Origin of the sequence: Pseudonocardia hierapolitana (genome assembly GCF_007994075.1) — a bacterium.
GTDB lineage: Bacteria > Actinomycetota > Actinomycetes > Mycobacteriales > Pseudonocardiaceae > Pseudonocardia > Pseudonocardia hierapolitana.
The window spans coordinates 2,613,482-2,627,602 of record NZ_VIWU01000001.1 but is presented as its reverse complement, the minus strand read 5'-3'; the positions used below and the strand labels follow the sequence as shown (position 1 = coordinate 2,627,602).

The window sequence follows — 14,121 nt, the reverse complement described above, 5'->3', positions numbered from 1 at the left end:
AAATATGATCAGCGGCCCGAGCTGCTGACCTGCGTGCCCCCGGCAGGATTCGAACCTGCGACACCCGCTTTAGGAGAGCGGTGCTCTATCCCCTGAGCTACGAGGGCTTGCAGGCCGATCCTAGCCGCGACCGGTCGCACCGCCCGGCCCGGGCGCCGGGGCCGGGCAGATGTAAGGATCGGCGGGTCGGAGGGAGCCGCCGTGGACGTCAGCAGCCTCGTCGAGGTCGCCCCGCGGGAGCAGTTCGCGCGGATATGCGCTCTCACCGGTGCCGGGATCAGCGTGGCGGCCGGGCTCGGGACTTTCCGCGGGCCGGACGGGCTCTGGACGCTCTCGCCCGAGATCGAGCGGGCCATGCACGCCCACCTGTTGCCCGGCAACGTCGACGCGCTGTGGGACGTCTGGGGCGGCATGTGGAACACGGCCGCCGCGGCCGGGCCGACGCAGGCGCATCGGGCGCTCGCGGCCGCCGGTGCCTCGGTGATCACGCAGAACGTCGACGGGCTGCACCAGGCCGCGGGCTCGGTCGGGGTCGTCGAGCTGCACGGGTCGGCCGGTCGGGCCCGCTGCCTGGACGAGGACTTCTGCGGCTGGAGCGGCCCGGCCGACGAGGCGCAGCGGGTCGAGCCTCCGCGGTGCGGGCGCTGCACCGAGCCGGCGCGCCCGGCCGTCGTCCTGTTCGGGGAGATGCTCGACCCGGAGGCGCTCGGGGCGGCGCGGCGGCTGGTATCGGCGTGCGACCTCTTCCTCGCGGTCGGTACGTCGGGGCGGGTGGCGCCCGCGTCCTGGCTGGCGCCGACGGCCCGGGCGGCCGGCGCGTTCTGCGTGAACGTCGACCTGCACCCGGACGGGCCGGTCGATCCGGCGTTCCACGCCCGCGTCGTCGGGGACGCGCAGGACGTGCTGGCGGAGTGGGCGGCGTAGCCCATCCCGAGCCGCACAGCAGCGCAGCGAGGGCAGCGCTGGTGTACTGCTCGGACCGATCACGATGCTGTTGAGGCGCCCAGCAGTACTTCAGCGCGATCTCGGCTGTGGGCGGTGTCGAGGCCGTGTCGCGCGTCGCCGAGCACCTGCTCGCACACCTGCGCCTCGCTCTCCGGCGAGAACACGTCGAATTCGTCCATGTGGACACGGTGCGCGTGCTCCGGGTTCACGTCGACGAACGTTGCCGTTCCGGCAAAGCGGCCCATTCGTGGCGCGGGCCCTCGTGCAGGGCGGCGTAGACGCGGTCGCGCACAGCGTTGGCCTCGGCGTCGGTGAGCGTCCGGTCCAACGGCCGCAGGACCAGCCGCAACAGCAGGTTGTCCTGGCCCGGCTCCGTGCCCAGGCGATCACGGGCGGGCCCGGGTAGCTGCTCGTGGGGTGTGCGGGCCAGCAGCGTCAGGCTCTCCAGCAGCTCGGCGTCGGGGCCCAGTGCGCCGCGGGCGCGGTCGCCGAGCAGCTCCGCGTCGACGCCGGCCGCCGCGACGATCGAGAGATCGCGCCGGACGGCCGGCAGCATCGAGACCGGGCGCCACGGCGAGAGGTCCAGCATCTGCTCCGCGATCCGCGGGTCGGTGGCCCGGAGCAGCCGGATGTCCGGCACCCCCTTGCGCAGCATGACGGCGCGGTCGAGCCCCATGCCGAGGGCGAGCCCGCGCCAACGTCGCGGGTCCAGCCCGGCCGTCGCGAGCACGTGCGGCGCGGCCAGCCCGCACTCGGCCAGCTCGACCCAGCCGTCCCCGATGCGGACGTCCACCTGCCGGCCCTGCTCGGTGTACGGGTGCCGAGCAGGCACGGTGCGCCGATCGGCTCCGGGCAGGACCGCCTCGACGAGCGTGTCGAGCATGTCGTCCAGGTCGACTGCGTCGATGCCGCCCTGGGTGATGCGCCACAGGTCGACCTGGTGCGGCTCGCCGACGTGCAGGCGGTCGATAACGTCGCGCCGGTACACGAGGCCGGGCAGCACGAGCAGCAGGTCGGTGGGCGGGTCGGGCTCCGTGGCGAGAGCGCGAAGCGCGGGCGGCACGCCGGCTGTGGTGTGGCTGCGCAGCATGACGGTGTCGCCGAGGTAGCGCGAGTAGCGGGCCTCCCGGGTGATCGCGGCTGCCGGGTAGCCGAGCCGGTCGTAGTTGTCCTCGACGCTCACGCAGGGAGACGGGCGCAGCACGCGCACGGCGCTGCCCCACCGGGCTGCGAGCGCCTCGACGGCGGCGTCGAGCAGCAGCCCGACGGCGTGCGTCCCTTGGGCGGGGTCGGTCAGGTCGCGCAGCGCGAGGGCGGCCGCGACGTGGTCGGGGGAGAGGGTGGCGGGCATGGCGATCCTCACGGGTGGTGACGGTGGGGAGGGGCTTACCCCCGGCCGCCACGGCGCGCGGATCAGGCGTATGCGTCGATGCCCGCGCGGCCGCACCGCGGCCGGGGGCAGGGAAATCGCCGCTCGCTCGCCATGTGGAGACGGTAGCGCGGGCGCGCCGAGGAGCGCCCGTGAATTCGCTGGTCACCCGGGCGGGGAACGTTGGCAGCGCCACAGTCAGCTCTCAGGCGCGTCTCAGATCGCGCGTTCACACTGACCGCATGCGCATTCTCGTCGTCGACGACGACCGGTCCGTCCGGGAGTCGCTGCGTCGCTCACTGGCCTTCAACGGCTACCAGGTCGAGCTCGCGAGCGACGGGCAGGCAGCACTCGACGCCGTGCTCGCGCAGCGCCCCGACGCGATGGTCCTCGACGTGATGATGCCGCGCCTCGACGGGCTCGAGGTGTGCCGGCGGATGCGCGCGGCGGGCGACGAGCTGCCGATCCTCGTGCTCACGGCCCGCGACGCCGTCTCCGATCGGGTGGCCGGCCTCGACGCGGGGGCCGACGACTACCTGCCCAAGCCGTTCGCCCTCGAGGAGCTGCTCGCCCGGCTGCGGGCACTGCTGCGCAGGCGCACCCCGGACGACATCGCCGCGTCCGCGGGGCAGAGCAAGCCGCTGGAGTTCGCCGACCTCTCGCTGGACCCCGACACCCGCGACGTGCGCCGTGGTGACCGCCCGATCAGCCTCACCCGCACCGAGTTCACGCTGCTGGAACTGCTCCTCGCGAACCCGCGCCGGGTGCTCACCCGAGGCCAGATCCTGGAGCAGGTCTGGGGTTACGACTTCCCGACCACCGGCAACGCGCTGGAGGTCTACATCGGATACCTGCGGCGCAAGACCGAGGCAGGCGGTGAGCCGCGGCTGATCCACACCGTGCGCGGCGTCGGGTACGTCCTGCGGGACACGCCGCCGTGACCTGGCCTGCCGCGCCCCAGCGGCAGGGGAGGCCTCCCCGGCTGGAGGCCTTCGACCAGCTCTCGCTGCGCACCCGGGTCGGGGTGCTCGCGGCGCTCGTCGCGGCGCTCGCGGTGGTGCTGGTGTCGGCGGCGGCCTTCGTCACCGTGCGCGTCAACATCATGCAGACGCTCGACGCCAACCTGCTGCAGCGCGCGACCGCCGCCGCTCAGAGCGAGCTGGGCGAACCCCAGGTGCTCGCCACCATTCCCACCGAGGTGCTCGGCGCGGGCGACATCCGGCTGGCGTTGCTGCTCGCGAACGGCCAGGCGATCTCCGCGGAGGGAGCGGCGTCGGCGCCACCGCTGGGCGATGACGAGCTGGCGGTCGCCAAGGGTGAGGAGGAGTCCTCCGCCCGCACCGCGACCGAGGAGGGCGTGTCGTACCGGGTCGTGGCGGTCCAGGCCGGGTCGGGGCAGGGGCTGGTGATCGCCCAGCGGCTCGACCCCACGCAGCAGGTGCTCACGAAGCTCGGCGTGGCGATGCCGGTCGTCGGAGGGCTCGGGGTGATCGTCGCCGCGATCGCGGGCGTGGCCGTCGCGCGCGCCGGGCTTCGGCCGGTCGACCGGCTCACCGCCGCGACGGAACGCGTCACGGCCACCGGGGACCTGCGTCCGATCCCCGTGGAGGGATCGGACGAGCTCGCACGGCTGACCGCGAGCTTCAACGAGATGCTCGGTGCGCTCGCGGCGTCCCAGGAGCAGCAACGGCGGCTCGTCGCGGACGCCGGGCACGAGCTGCGCACCCCGTTGACCTCGATGCGCACCAACCTGGAGCTGCTCGCCGCCGCCAGCAGGCCAGGGGCGCCGAGCCTGCCCGATGCCGAACGCGCGGAGATCCTCGACGACGTCCAGGCCCAGGTCGCCGAGCTGTCCACCCTCGTCGGCGACCTCGTCGAGCTGGCCCGCGAGGACGCCCCGATGGTCGTGCACGAGCCGCTCGAGCTCACCGAGGTCGTGCTCCGGTCGCTCGAACGGGCCCGACGGCGCGCCGGCGACGTCGAGTTCGACCCGGTGCTCGTGCCGTGGACGCTCGCCGGTGACGCCACCGCGCTCGAACGTGCCGTGCTGAACCTGCTCGACAACGCGGCGAAGTGGAGCCCGCCCGGAGGGCGGGTGCGGGTGCAGATGCGGCCGGTGGACGAGTGGTCGATCGTGTTGGAGGTGGCCGACGCGGGGCCCGGGATCGCCGAGGAGGACCTGCCGTTCGTCTTCGAGCGCTTCTACCGCGCCGCGACGTCACGCACGATGCCCGGGTCGGGGCTCGGGCTCGCGATCGTCCGGCAGGTCGCGGTGCGGCACGGCGGCGCCGTGTGGGCGGGCCGGGCTCCGGAGGGCGGGGCACTGCTCGCGATGCGGCTGCCGGGGCGCAGGCTGTTCGCCTGACCCGAAAGATCGGTGCACCCGACGGGTCGTCGCTAGGCTGGGGGCCGCACGTCCCCTGACGCGAATTCGGTGATGGCATGGCGAACCACCCCTCCGACCACAACGGGGCCGCGGGAGGGCCGGACGAGGGGGTGCCGCGCAGCCCCGGCGATCAGGCGCACCATGCCGACCACCCGGGGTGGGGCGCCGAGCGTCGGGCACCGGACGGCTTCTCCCCGGCCGCCGCGACGGCGGAGATGCCCGCGCCCGGCGGGTGGCAGGGCCGGACGAACGGCCTGCCCGAGCACGGCGCGTACGCCACGGCGGGCACGTGGTCGGGCGGCTGGCCGGCCTACGACAGCCAAACGGGCCAACCCGTCCAGAGCTCCTGGTACGCGGCGCCTCCCGCGCAGCCACCTGCCCCCGCAGGCCCGTATCCCCCTCCGCAGAACCCCGCGTACGGCGCGCCTCCCGGTGCGTACTACCCCGAACCGCCCCGGAAGGCGGGAACGTCGCGCCGCGGCACGCTGATCGCGCTCGCGCTGGCGGCGATGCTGCTGTCCGGCGTGATCGGTGGGGTCCTCGGCAACTCGCTCGCCGGTAGCGGCCGAGGTGGCTCGACCGGCGTGCTCGGCCTGCCCCTGCCGTCGATCGACGAGGCCTCCGCGCCGACCACCCCGGTCGAGGCGGTCGCGGCCCGCGTGCTGCCGAGCGTCGTGCAGCTGCGCGTCGACGGCCCCACCGCGTCCGGCGAGGGCTCGGCGATGGTCCTGAGCCCGGACGGGCTACTCCTCACCAACAACCACGTCGTGGAGGAGGCCGCCCAGACCGGCACCGTCACCGCCGTGTTCCAGGACGGCACCACGGCCCCCGCCCAGATCGTGGGCCGCGACCCCAGCTCCGACCTCGCGGTGATCCGGGCGCAGAACATGACCGGGCTCGTGCCGGTCGAGCTGGGCAACTCCGACTCGGTTCGGGTCGGGCAGCAGGTCGTGGCCTTCGGGGCACCCCTCGGCCTGGGCGGCACCGTCACCACGGGCATCATCAGCGCCGTCGACCGGGCCGTGAACGTCGGTGAGGAGACCGGCGCCAACACCCCCACCGTGCTCAACGCCCTCCAGACCGATGCCGCGATCAACCCGGGCAACTCCGGAGGGCCGCTGGTGGACATGGACGGCCGGGTCGTCGGCATCAACTCCGCGATCGCCACCACCGGGGCCCAGGGCGGGTCGATCGGCGTCGGCTTCTCGATCCCGATCAACCAGGCCCGGCGGGTCGCGGAGGAGCTCGAACGCACGGGCCGTGCCTCCCGCGCCGTCCTCGGCGTCACGGTCACCGACGACCCTCGGCAGGCCGGCGCGATCATCAAGGGCGTCACGCCCGGTGGAGCGGCCGAGCAGGCCGGCATCCGCGAGGGCGACATCGTGCTGCGCTTCGGCGACCAGCGCATCTCCACCGGCACCGACCTGCAGGCCGCCGTGGGATCGCGGGCGCCCGGCGAGGTGGTCGAGGTGCAGCTCGCCGACCGGACGGTGCAGGCCACGCTCACAGCCGCCCCGAACTAGCCGCCCCGGCGCACAACTCGTCCGAGCGGAGCGGCGACCTCATCCTGCTCGAACGTCGGACTCGCCGTGCGGAGATGTCGGACTCGCCGCGGAGACGTCGGACTCGCCGTGCGCGGACGTCGGACTCGCCGTGCGCAAATGTCGGACTCGCCGGGTCGGGATGTCGGACTCGCGCATCTGCCGGCGAGTCTGGCGTTTCGGCGGGCGAGTCTTGCGTTTTGGCGCGGCGAGTCGGGCGTTCGTGACGCGGGAGGGGTGGGTTTTCGCACCACCAGGTGGATCGACGTGGCCTGCTGTTGACGCGAATGGTGACGCTCTGGTCTCGTTCTGTGGTCCCGGTTGTGGTGCCCCACGCCGGGCGCCCGTCGCGTCGGCGCCGGTCCCCCTCCCAGCGCCGGCGCGACCTGGCGTTCGCCGGACCCGGGTGACCGTGCCCCCGGAGGCACCCCGCTAAGTTGAGCGCCATGGAGATGGCGCCGCCCCAGATCGGTCGAGCCCTCGTGGTGGTCGTGGACGACCGGGTGAGCCACGGCGAACACGAGGACTCCATCGGGCCGCTGGTCACAGAGCTGCTCGAGGAGGCGCGCCTCGTCGTCGACGGCGTCGTGGTGGTGCCGGGCGACCCGGTCGCGATCCGCAACGCCCTCAACACCGCCGTGATCGGCGGGGTCGACCTCGTCGTGACGGTCGGGGGCACCGGGGTCTCGCCGCGTGATGTCACGGCCGATGCCACCGCAGGCGTTCTCGACCGGCCGATCCCCGGCATCGCGGAGGCCATCCGCGCCTCCGGCCTCGCCGCGGGTGCGATGGACGCCGGGCTGTCGCGGGGGCTCGTCGGTGTCTCGGGCAGCACGCTCGTGGTGAACCTCGCCCAGTCCCGCGCCGCCGTGCGCGACGGCATGGCCACGCTCACCCCGCTCGTCTCGCACGTGATCTCGGAGCTGTCCGGCCTCGACTAGCGGCTAGTTCTGGTTCTTCTGCTCGTCCGGCTCGACGATCACCACGGTGGGCGCGTCCGTGGGACGCGGACGGTCCAGTGACGCCCCGACCTTGGCGGTGACATCCTCGATCTTGTCGTGGAAGCGTCCGCCCGTGACGCGGTCCACGCGGGTCGCGGCGACGTCGGTGGCCTTCACGGCGAGGTCGGCCGCCCGGTCGAGGTAGCCGGGCGCCTTCTCGCGGGCCACCTCCGACAGCTCACCCGCCTTGAGCAGCGCGGTGTCGGTGATTTCCTTGGCCTTGTCCGTGAGTCCCATGCCGTCCATCGTGGCACCGGTGCAGGATGGTGGCGTGGACGAGCTGCCCGAACCGGTGCGTCGCCGGCTCGACGAGGTGTTCGGCGAGGTGCTGCCCAGCACCACCTCCGACGAGCGCGACGAGCGCCCGGACCCGCGCGCGGGCGACGACGAGCTCATGGCGAACCGCCCGCCGCACCACGATCAGGACTGACGCTCTTCCGCCCGATCATGCTGGGCGCGCAGCAGGTCGCGGATCTCTGTGAGCAGCTCGACGTCGGTGGGCTCGGCCGGGCCGGCCTCCTCGCCGCGCTTGCGCCGCTCCTTGAGGTGGTTGAGCGGGAGCACGATCAGGAAGTAGACGACCGCGGCGACGATGAGGAAGTTGAGCGTCGCCGAGATCACCGAGGCGACGTCGATGTACGTGCTCTCCTTGCCGGGCACGATCTGGATGCCGAACCCGGGGCTCTCCGGCGGCGTGATCGCGTTGATGAGCGGCTGCAGGATGCGCTGGGTGAACGACGTGACGATGCTGCCGAACGCCGCACCGATAACGACGGCGACGGCGAGGTCGACGACGTTTCCTCGCAGGATGAAGTCCTTGAATCCCTTGATCACGCTAGCGAAGCGTAACGGCGACCTGTTCGGTGAGGGACGCGGCCGCCACCCGCGCCGCGACCCCGGACGGCATCGCGACCAGCACCAACCGCCCGGAGGACGGCGACTCGGGCGGGAGGACGGCGAGCACGGCGGCGGCCGCGGCGAGCACGACGGGCTCGTCACTCTCCGCGCCCACCGTGACGACGTCGACCGTGCCGCCCGGGACGAGCAGCCCGGCGGCCCCGGCGTCGGCCAGCCGGACGGGCACGGCGGCCGAACCGGGCGGGGCTCCGAGGGCGGCGGTGGGACCCGCGAGGCGGATGTCGGTGATCGGCTCACCGGCCCGCGCGGCCCCGACGAGGACGCGCCCCTCGGCGACTGCGGGATCCGGGAGCGCGCCGCCCGGCACGAGCTCGGTGGGCCAACGGCGCACTGCGAGGTCTGCCGGGCGGAGGGTGGCCCCGGCTGCGACGTCGACGGCGGCGACGACCACCGGCACGCCGCCGGCATCGGGGCCCGGCGCGAGGGCCAGCACCAGCGCGAACGCTGCGAGCACCCCGGCGGCGGCCCGGCGGAGCAGCGCGATCCGGCGCCACCCCGGACCCATGACGAGCGCCCCGAGCCGGGAGAGCGGCCGGGGCGCGAGCCGGGAGTCGGTCATGGGACCGACGCTAGGGCGGCGGTGCCGTCAGCGGGGCGGCTGCGCCGAACCTGTGGACAACTCGATGGCGAGGTGGATGAGTCAGGACGCGGCCGCGGCGGGCGTGGCCGACGACGAGCTGGACGACGAGCTCTCCTTCGAGCCACCCGAGGACGAGCCACCCGAGGACGAGCCGGAGTCGGACTTGCCCGAGTCGGACTTGCCGGAGTCGCTCTTGGCCGAGTCGCTGTTGGCGGCCACGCCACCGCCGCCGGAGCGGCTGTCGGTGCGGTAGAAGCCGCTGCCCTTGAACACGATCCCGACCGAGGAGAAGACCTTGCGCAGGTTGCCCGAGCAGGCCGGGCACTCGGTCAGCGACGCGTCGGTGAAGGACTGCACTGCCTCGAACCGGTGGTCGCAGGCGGTGCAGGCGTACTGGTAGGTCGGCACGTGTCCCTCCGGAGGCACACACGATCGAGCTGGCACTCGAACAGTTTGAGTGCCAGCATAACCCGTCAGGGCCTGCGGTTGTTCCCCAGCGTGACGAGGCCCGCGCCGGCGAGCAGGGCGGCCGTCATCAGGTGGTCGTGCGGCTCGGCGGGCAGCCGTTCCACCAACTCCTCGTCGTTCAGCACGATGACGACCGGCACGTCCGGCGCCGCGAGCGGCAGGGTGCGGTCGTAGTGACCGGCGCCCCGGCCGAGCCGTACCCCGCTCCGGTCGGCGGCGAGCCCCGGCACCAGCACCAGCTGCGCGCGGCCGATGGCGTCCGGCCCGAGGCGTGGTCCGGTGGGTTCGCGCAGCCCGAGCGGGCCCGCGGCCAGGGAGTGGGGCCCGGTGTAGACGGCCCAGTCGAGCGGCCCCGGTTCCGGCGCCACGACGGGCAGCAGGACCTCGTGCCCCGCGCGGTGCAGCGCGGCCACGAGTTCGGGGGACCCGGGCTCCGAGCCGACCGGGAGGTAGGCACACACCGGGCCACCGGTGGTGGCGGCCAATTCCACGGCCGCGGTCGCGAGAGCCGACGCCCGCGCCGCGCGCTCGGCGGCCGGGAGGGCCTTCCGAGCAGCCACGAGAGCGGCACGCCAGTGTGTCTTCTCGGCGAGAACGGCGCGTCCCGTCACACATCGACCCTACCTACGCCATTAGGCTCGCCCACCATGAGCGAGCGTGAGCGAGCGAATCAAAGGCACAGCGCCCGCGCGCTGCGTTGCTCTCCTCTGGGCCGCCCGAGCGTCAGCGAGGGCGAGCGATGAGCGAAGCCGTGCCTGGGAAGAGCCCGTTCCGTTCCGCGGTGGTTCCGGCCGCAGGCCTGGGCACGCGTTTTCTGCCGACCACCAAGGCCGTGCCGAAGGAACTCCTTCCGGTCATCGACACCCCGGGAATCGAGCTCGTGGCCGCCGAGGCCGCGGAGGCGGGTGCCGAGCAGCTGCTGATCGTCAGCTCGCCCGGCAAGGACGCCGTTGCCGCGTACTTCGCTGATTCCTCGGAGCTGGAGAAGGAGCTCGCATCGAGGGGCAAGGACGCGCTGGTCGCGAAGGTGCGCCGCGCTCACGAGCTGATCGGGGTGCGCACCGTCACCCAGGACGAGCCACGGGGTCTCGGCCACGCCGTGGGGTGCGCGCGCGAGGCGATCGGTCCCGACGAGCAGGCCTTCGCCGTGCTGCTGCCCGACGACCTCGTGCTGCCCACCGGCGTTCTCGGCAAGATGGCGCAGGTCCGCGAGCGCTACGGCGGCAGCGTGCTGTGCGCCTTCGACGTCCCGCGCGAGGAGATCGCGGCCTACGGCGTCTTCGAGGTCGAGGACACCGGCGACGAGGACGTCAAGCGGGTGCACGGCATGGTCGAGAAGCCCGCGCCGGAGGAGGCCCCGTCCACGTTCGCCGCGGCCGGGCGCTACCTGCTCGACCGGGCCGTCTTCGAGGCGATCGACCGGATCGAGCCGGGCGCGGGCGGCGAGCTGCAGCTCACCGACGCCATCGCGCTGCTGATCAGGGAGGGGCACCCCGTGCACGTGGTCGTGCACCGGGGCGGCCGCCACGACCTCGGCAACCCCTCCGGCTACGTGCGCGCGTACGTCGACTTCGCACTCGACGACCCGGAGATCGGCCCCGACCTGCGTGCCTGGCTGGCCGCCCGCCTGGAGGGCTGACGCGGTTGCGCACGGTCGACGAGCAGCTCGAGAGGATCCTCAGCGCGGCGGTCCGCCCCGCGCCGGTGCGGGTTGCGATCTCGGATGCGCACGGGCTGCGCTGCGCCGAGGAGGTCGTCTCCGCACGGCCGCTTCCCGGTTTCGACCAGGCGGCCATCGACGGCTACGCGGTCCGCAGCGTCGACCTCGCGGGCGCATCGTTGGCCGAGCCCGCGTCCGTGCCCGTCGTCGGGGAGATCCCGGCGGGCTCCCGCCAGCCGCTGCGGTTGCAGCCCGGGCAGGCGGTGCGCGTCGCGGCGGGGGCGCCGTTGCCGACGCTCGCCGACGCCGTCGTCCCGGTCGCGAACACCGACGCCGGCACCGCGCGCCTCGAGGTGCACCAGGGCGTGCCCTCGGCCGCGTTCGTGCGGCGGATCGGTGAGGACGTGCAGCCCGGTGACATCGCCGTGCGCCGCGACACCGTGATCGGGGCGGCCCAGGTGGCCATGCTGGCCGCGGCAGGCCGGGACAAGGTGCTCGTGCACCCGAAGCCAAGGGTCTCGGTGATCTCGGTCGGCGACGAGCTCGTGGAGCTGTCCCGCACCCCGGGCGCGGGACAGATCGTCGACGTCTGCTCGCACGCCCTCACGGCGGCCGCCCGGGAGGCGGGCGCCGATACGGCGAGGGCCGGGCTCGTCCGCGGCGACGCACGCGAGGTGTGCGCGGCGCTGCAGGACCGGCTCCCGTTCAGCGACGTGATCGTGGTCTGCGGTGCGGTCGGGGGCACCGCCGGCGCCGAGATCCAGTCGGCACTCGCCGCGCTCGGCGACATCGACACCACCCGCGTCGCCATGCACCCCGGCTCCACCCAGGCGTTCGGGCGGCTCGGACCCGACGCCGTGCCGACCTTCCTCTTCCCCTCGTACCCGGCCACCGCGCTGCTGCTGTTCGAGGTGATGGTGCGGCCGCTCGTGCGCCTCGCCCTCGGCCGCACCGACCCGTACCGCCGCATGATCGCAGCGAGGCTCACCTCGCCCGTGACCTCGATGAAGGGCCGGCGCGGCTACCTGCGCGGCAGGTTGCTGCGCGAGCAGGCCACCGGCGACTACCTCGTGCAGCCGCTCGGCACGTCCGGCACGCACCTGCTGTCCTCGATCGGCGAGGCCAACGGGCTGATCATCCTCCCCGACGACCTCACCGAGGCCACGGTGGACGAGCAGGTCACCGTGGCGTTCCTGCCCGCTCCCCACTGAGGGACGCCGGTGGCGCACGCGTACCCGGGGCGAACGTCCGCCCGCCATCCCGGGTGGCCCGCCCGGCTCGGACCGCTGCGCGTCCGCGCAGGCGTGGTCGCGGTGCGGCCGGTCCGACTGCGGGACGGCGGGGCGTGGTCCGCGATCCGGATCCGCGACGAGCAGTACCTCGCTCCGTGGGAACCGACCATGCCCGGCAGCTGGGCGGAACGGCACGCGCCGGGCGAGTGGCCCGCCCGCTGGCTGCAGCTGAGGGCCGCCGGGCGGCGGGGCACGGCCCTCCCGTTCGCCGTGACGCTGGACGACCGCTTCGTCGGCCACGTCATGGTGGGCAACGTCGTGCGCGAGCCGCTGCTGTCGGCGTACGTCGGTTACTGGGTGGACTCGGCGGTCGCAGGCGGTGGCGTGATCACCGCAGCTGTCGCGCTCGTCGTGGACCACTGTTTCAGCCGGGTCGGCCTGCACCGCGTGGAGGCCACGGTTCGCCCGGAGAACGCCGCAAGCTTGCGCGTCCTGGAGAAGCTCGGGTTCCGCGAGGAAGGCCTCTTCCGCCGCTACCTCGACGTCGACGGCGCCTGGCGCGACCACGCGTGCTTCGCGCTCACCGCCGACGAGCTCCGCCCCGGTGGTCTCACCGGTCGGCTGCTGGCCGCGGGCCGGGCAGAACGGGTCCACACCGCACCGGCGTAGGGGTGAACCTCAACCCGTCGGCGCGTCGCTGCCGGTCTCACCCGGTGGGGCTCACTACCGTGGGCGCGCGGGAGCGATCTTGGCCGGGGAAAACCGGATCGCCCCGGACTGCGCCGCGGGGGAGGGGTAGGAGGCAGCCGTGCCGAGCTCGATGATCTTCGCGAGCCTCGTCGTGCTCTGGCTGCTGATCCTCGTCCCAGCCGTCGCGCGGCGCCGGCAGGAAGTGGCACGACCGAGCGTCGCCGCCCTGTCGGGGCGGGTGCTCGACCGGCCGCGCCGGGTTCCGGGGCAGGCCACGGGCCGCGAGCGGGAGGTGGACGGGATGGACGAGGAGACGACCCGGGGCGAGGACCACGTCGACGGCGACCAGACCGACGATCTGTTCACCCACACGGTCGACGAGCGTGAGGATCGTCGCTGGGAGCGTCCGCCGCCGCGCTACCGCCCCGGCCGCGGCGGGTTCGACCCCGAGGCGGCCGCGCTCGCCGCCCGCAGACGCTACGCGTTCCGCCAGCGCGTCGTGCTCACCATGCTGATCATGGCGCTCGTCACCGGCGTGATCGCCGCGTTCGCCCTCTCCGGGCTGTGGTGGGTGCACGCCGCCGTCGACATCGCGCTCGTCGCCTACCTCGTCTACCTGCGCCGCCAGGTCCGTCTCGAGGAGGCCATCCGCGAACGGCGCGCCGCGCGGATGGCAGGCACCCGCCGTCCGTCCGCCGCCGAGGACCCGGAGCTCGACGCCTGGGCTCGCCGCGGCCGCGAGCTCACCCGCCGCGACGAGGGCTACGAAGCCGCCGAGGACGACGCCGAACGGTACGACGACGAGTACGACGACCGGGATGACCAGGACGGCGACGGCGACGGCGACGTCGACGAGGAGCCCGAGCGCCTCGTCGGCGCCGGTGCGCCGCTCCGCGAGCGCGACGCCCGGGAGGACGAGCCCGCGGACCCCGAGCCCGCGCTCCCGCGCCTGCGCCCGGCGCCGCCGCCCGCCCTCCCCGCCGGCACCGCCCTCGTGGAGGCCGACGAGGACGACCCCGAGCTCCACGACCTCGACGGCCCGGCCCGGCCGGGATACCGGCGTGCAGCCGGGGAATGACCGCCTGCTAAGGTCGTTCCCGTCCGGCCCACGGTCGGACAACGGGGCTGTGGCGCAGTTGGTAGCGCGACTCGTTCGCATCGAGTAGGTCAGGGGTTCGATTCCCCTCAGCTCCACCCTCTGGCGACGCGTGCTCGCGGAGAGCGCTCGCCTCCTCGGGTGTCGCGTTCCTTCTGGGGGCCAAGCCCCCAGACCCCCGGCCGGGGGCGCGCCCCCGGAACCCCCATCGGCTGTGGCTGAGTGGGATGCCAGC

The 14,121-nt window shown here is 74.0% G+C and carries 17 protein-coding genes and 2 tRNA genes; 11 read left to right on the top strand and 8 right to left on the bottom strand.

Going from position 1 to position 14,121, the window contains the following annotated elements:
- Positions 1 to 34 precede the first annotated feature (34 nt).
- Positions 35 to 107 (bottom strand) — tRNA-Arg (locus FHX44_RS12495).
- 94 nt (positions 108 to 201) lie between these two features.
- Between FHX44_RS12495 and FHX44_RS12490 the strand changes: the two genes are divergently transcribed.
- Positions 202 to 924, top strand: coding sequence for an SIR2 family NAD-dependent protein deacylase (locus FHX44_RS12490; RefSeq protein ID WP_212612436.1), 723 nt, complete (start codon positions 202 to 204; stop codon positions 922 to 924).
- Between the two features lie 59 nt (positions 925 to 983).
- Here FHX44_RS12490 and FHX44_RS42120 read toward each other — a convergent pair whose 3' ends face one another.
- Both FHX44_RS42120 and srmL read right to left on the bottom strand, forming a co-directional pair.
- Complete coding sequence (locus FHX44_RS42120) at positions 984 to 1,124, bottom strand: hypothetical protein (RefSeq protein ID WP_170308886.1); 141 nt, start codon at positions 1,122 to 1,124, stop codon at positions 984 to 986.
- Positions 1,125 to 1,150: 26 nt separating this feature from the next.
- On the bottom strand, positions 1,151 to 2,308 hold the full coding sequence (srmL, locus tag FHX44_RS12485; RefSeq protein WP_246170336.1) for a PheS-related mystery ligase SrmL: 1,158 nt from the start codon (positions 2,306 to 2,308) through the stop codon (positions 1,151 to 1,153).
- A 248-nt stretch (positions 2,309 to 2,556) separates the two neighbouring features.
- On the opposite strand from srmL, the gene FHX44_RS12480 reads away from it, so the two are divergent.
- The 4 genes from FHX44_RS12480 (at position 2,557) to FHX44_RS12465 (ending at position 7,182) form a co-directional block, all read left to right on the top strand.
- Positions 2,557 to 3,255, top strand: a complete 699-nt coding sequence (locus tag FHX44_RS12480; RefSeq protein ID WP_147255953.1) for a response regulator transcription factor — start codon at positions 2,557 to 2,559, stop codon at positions 3,253 to 3,255.
- Positions 3,252 to 4,679, top strand: coding sequence for a sensor histidine kinase (locus FHX44_RS12475; RefSeq protein ID WP_147255952.1), 1,428 nt, complete (start codon positions 3,252 to 3,254; stop codon positions 4,677 to 4,679). Before FHX44_RS12480 ends, FHX44_RS12475 begins: the two co-directional genes overlap by 4 nt.
- 77 nt (positions 4,680 to 4,756) lie before the next feature.
- Positions 4,757 to 6,223 (top strand): S1C family serine protease, encoded by a 1,467-nt coding sequence (locus tag FHX44_RS12470; protein ID WP_147255951.1) that lies wholly within the window; start codon positions 4,757 to 4,759, stop codon positions 6,221 to 6,223.
- 470 nt (positions 6,224 to 6,693) lie between these two features.
- Complete coding sequence (locus tag FHX44_RS12465) at positions 6,694 to 7,182, top strand: MogA/MoaB family molybdenum cofactor biosynthesis protein (RefSeq protein WP_425469184.1); 489 nt, start codon at positions 6,694 to 6,696, stop codon at positions 7,180 to 7,182.
- A gap of 3 nt (positions 7,183 to 7,185) precedes the next feature.
- Here FHX44_RS12465 and FHX44_RS12460 read toward each other — a convergent pair whose 3' ends face one another.
- Complete coding sequence (locus FHX44_RS12460; protein ID WP_147255949.1) at positions 7,186 to 7,479, bottom strand: hypothetical protein; 294 nt, start codon at positions 7,477 to 7,479, stop codon at positions 7,186 to 7,188.
- Between FHX44_RS12460 and FHX44_RS12455 the strand changes: the two genes are divergently transcribed.
- The gene (locus FHX44_RS12455; protein WP_147255948.1) at positions 7,478 to 7,672 is read left to right on the top strand and encodes a hypothetical protein; all 195 of its coding nucleotides are present in this window, start codon (positions 7,478 to 7,480) and stop codon (positions 7,670 to 7,672) included. The two genes, FHX44_RS12460 and FHX44_RS12455, sit on opposite strands and share 2 nt — an antisense overlap.
- Here the strand turns inward: FHX44_RS12455 and mscL are convergent.
- From mscL to FHX44_RS12435, 4 genes are all read right to left on the bottom strand, one after another.
- Positions 7,663 to 8,076 carry a large conductance mechanosensitive channel protein MscL gene (gene mscL / locus FHX44_RS12450; RefSeq protein ID WP_147255947.1) on the bottom strand — a complete coding sequence of 138 codons (414 nt, stop codon included), beginning with the start codon at positions 8,074 to 8,076 and terminating at the stop codon, positions 7,663 to 7,665. The two genes, FHX44_RS12455 and mscL, sit on opposite strands and share 10 nt — an antisense overlap.
- Position 8,077: 1 nt before the next feature.
- The gene (locus FHX44_RS12445; protein ID WP_246170335.1) at positions 8,078 to 8,719 is read right to left on the bottom strand and encodes an SAF domain-containing protein; all 642 of its coding nucleotides are present in this window, start codon (positions 8,717 to 8,719) and stop codon (positions 8,078 to 8,080) included.
- An 81-nt stretch (positions 8,720 to 8,800) separates the two neighbouring features.
- Positions 8,801 to 9,148 (bottom strand): FmdB family zinc ribbon protein, encoded by a 348-nt coding sequence (locus FHX44_RS12440; RefSeq protein ID WP_147255946.1) that lies wholly within the window; start codon positions 9,146 to 9,148, stop codon positions 8,801 to 8,803.
- A gap of 65 nt (positions 9,149 to 9,213) precedes the next feature.
- Positions 9,214 to 9,819 (bottom strand): 5-formyltetrahydrofolate cyclo-ligase, encoded by a 606-nt coding sequence (locus tag FHX44_RS12435; RefSeq protein WP_147255945.1) that lies wholly within the window; start codon positions 9,817 to 9,819, stop codon positions 9,214 to 9,216.
- A 128-nt stretch (positions 9,820 to 9,947) separates the two neighbouring features.
- Here FHX44_RS12435 and FHX44_RS12430 point away from each other — a divergent pair, with 128 nt between their 5' ends.
- The 5 genes from FHX44_RS12430 (at position 9,948) to FHX44_RS12410 (ending at position 13,984) form a co-directional block, all read left to right on the top strand.
- Positions 9,948 to 10,847 carry a UTP--glucose-1-phosphate uridylyltransferase gene (locus FHX44_RS12430; RefSeq protein ID WP_147255944.1) on the top strand — a complete coding sequence of 300 codons (900 nt, stop codon included), beginning with the start codon at positions 9,948 to 9,950 and terminating at the stop codon, positions 10,845 to 10,847.
- A gap of 5 nt (positions 10,848 to 10,852) precedes the next feature.
- Positions 10,853 to 12,079, top strand: a complete 1,227-nt coding sequence (gene glp, locus FHX44_RS12425) for a molybdotransferase-like divisome protein Glp (RefSeq protein WP_147255943.1) — start codon at positions 10,853 to 10,855, stop codon at positions 12,077 to 12,079.
- A gap of 9 nt (positions 12,080 to 12,088) precedes the next feature.
- A complete protein-coding gene (locus FHX44_RS12420; RefSeq protein WP_147255942.1) occupies positions 12,089 to 12,769 on the top strand; it encodes a GNAT family N-acetyltransferase in 681 nt (226 codons plus the stop codon).
- A 139-nt stretch (positions 12,770 to 12,908) separates the two neighbouring features.
- Positions 12,909 to 13,868: a gephyrin-like molybdotransferase receptor GlpR gene (locus FHX44_RS12415; RefSeq protein ID WP_147255941.1), complete on the top strand. Its 960-nt coding sequence runs from the start codon at positions 12,909 to 12,911 to the stop codon at positions 13,866 to 13,868.
- Between the two features lie 43 nt (positions 13,869 to 13,911).
- Positions 13,912 to 13,984, top strand: a tRNA-Ala gene (locus FHX44_RS12410).
- Positions 13,985 to 14,121 lie beyond the last annotated feature (137 nt).

Coding starts and splice junctions, on each gene's coding strand:
- FHX44_RS42120 (WP_170308886.1), bottom strand. CDS start 1,124: ATGGACGAATTCGACGTGTTCTCGCCGGAGAGCGAGGCGCAGGTGTGC.
- FHX44_RS12480 (WP_147255953.1), top strand. CDS start 2,557: ATGCGCATTCTCGTCGTCGACGACGACCGGTCCGTCCGGGAGTCGCTG.
- FHX44_RS12470 (WP_147255951.1), top strand. CDS start 4,757: ATGGCGAACCACCCCTCCGACCACAACGGGGCCGCGGGAGGGCCGGAC.
- FHX44_RS12465 (WP_425469184.1), top strand. CDS start 6,694: ATGGCGCCGCCCCAGATCGGTCGAGCCCTCGTGGTGGTCGTGGACGAC.
- FHX44_RS12455 (WP_147255948.1), top strand. CDS start 7,478: ATGCCGTCCATCGTGGCACCGGTGCAGGATGGTGGCGTGGACGAGCTG.
- FHX44_RS12460 (WP_147255949.1), bottom strand. CDS start 7,479: ATGGGACTCACGGACAAGGCCAAGGAAATCACCGACACCGCGCTGCTC.
- FHX44_RS12445 (WP_246170335.1), bottom strand. CDS start 8,719: ATGACCGACTCCCGGCTCGCGCCCCGGCCGCTCTCCCGGCTCGGGGCG.
- FHX44_RS12430 (WP_147255944.1), top strand. CDS start 9,948: ATGAGCGAAGCCGTGCCTGGGAAGAGCCCGTTCCGTTCCGCGGTGGTT.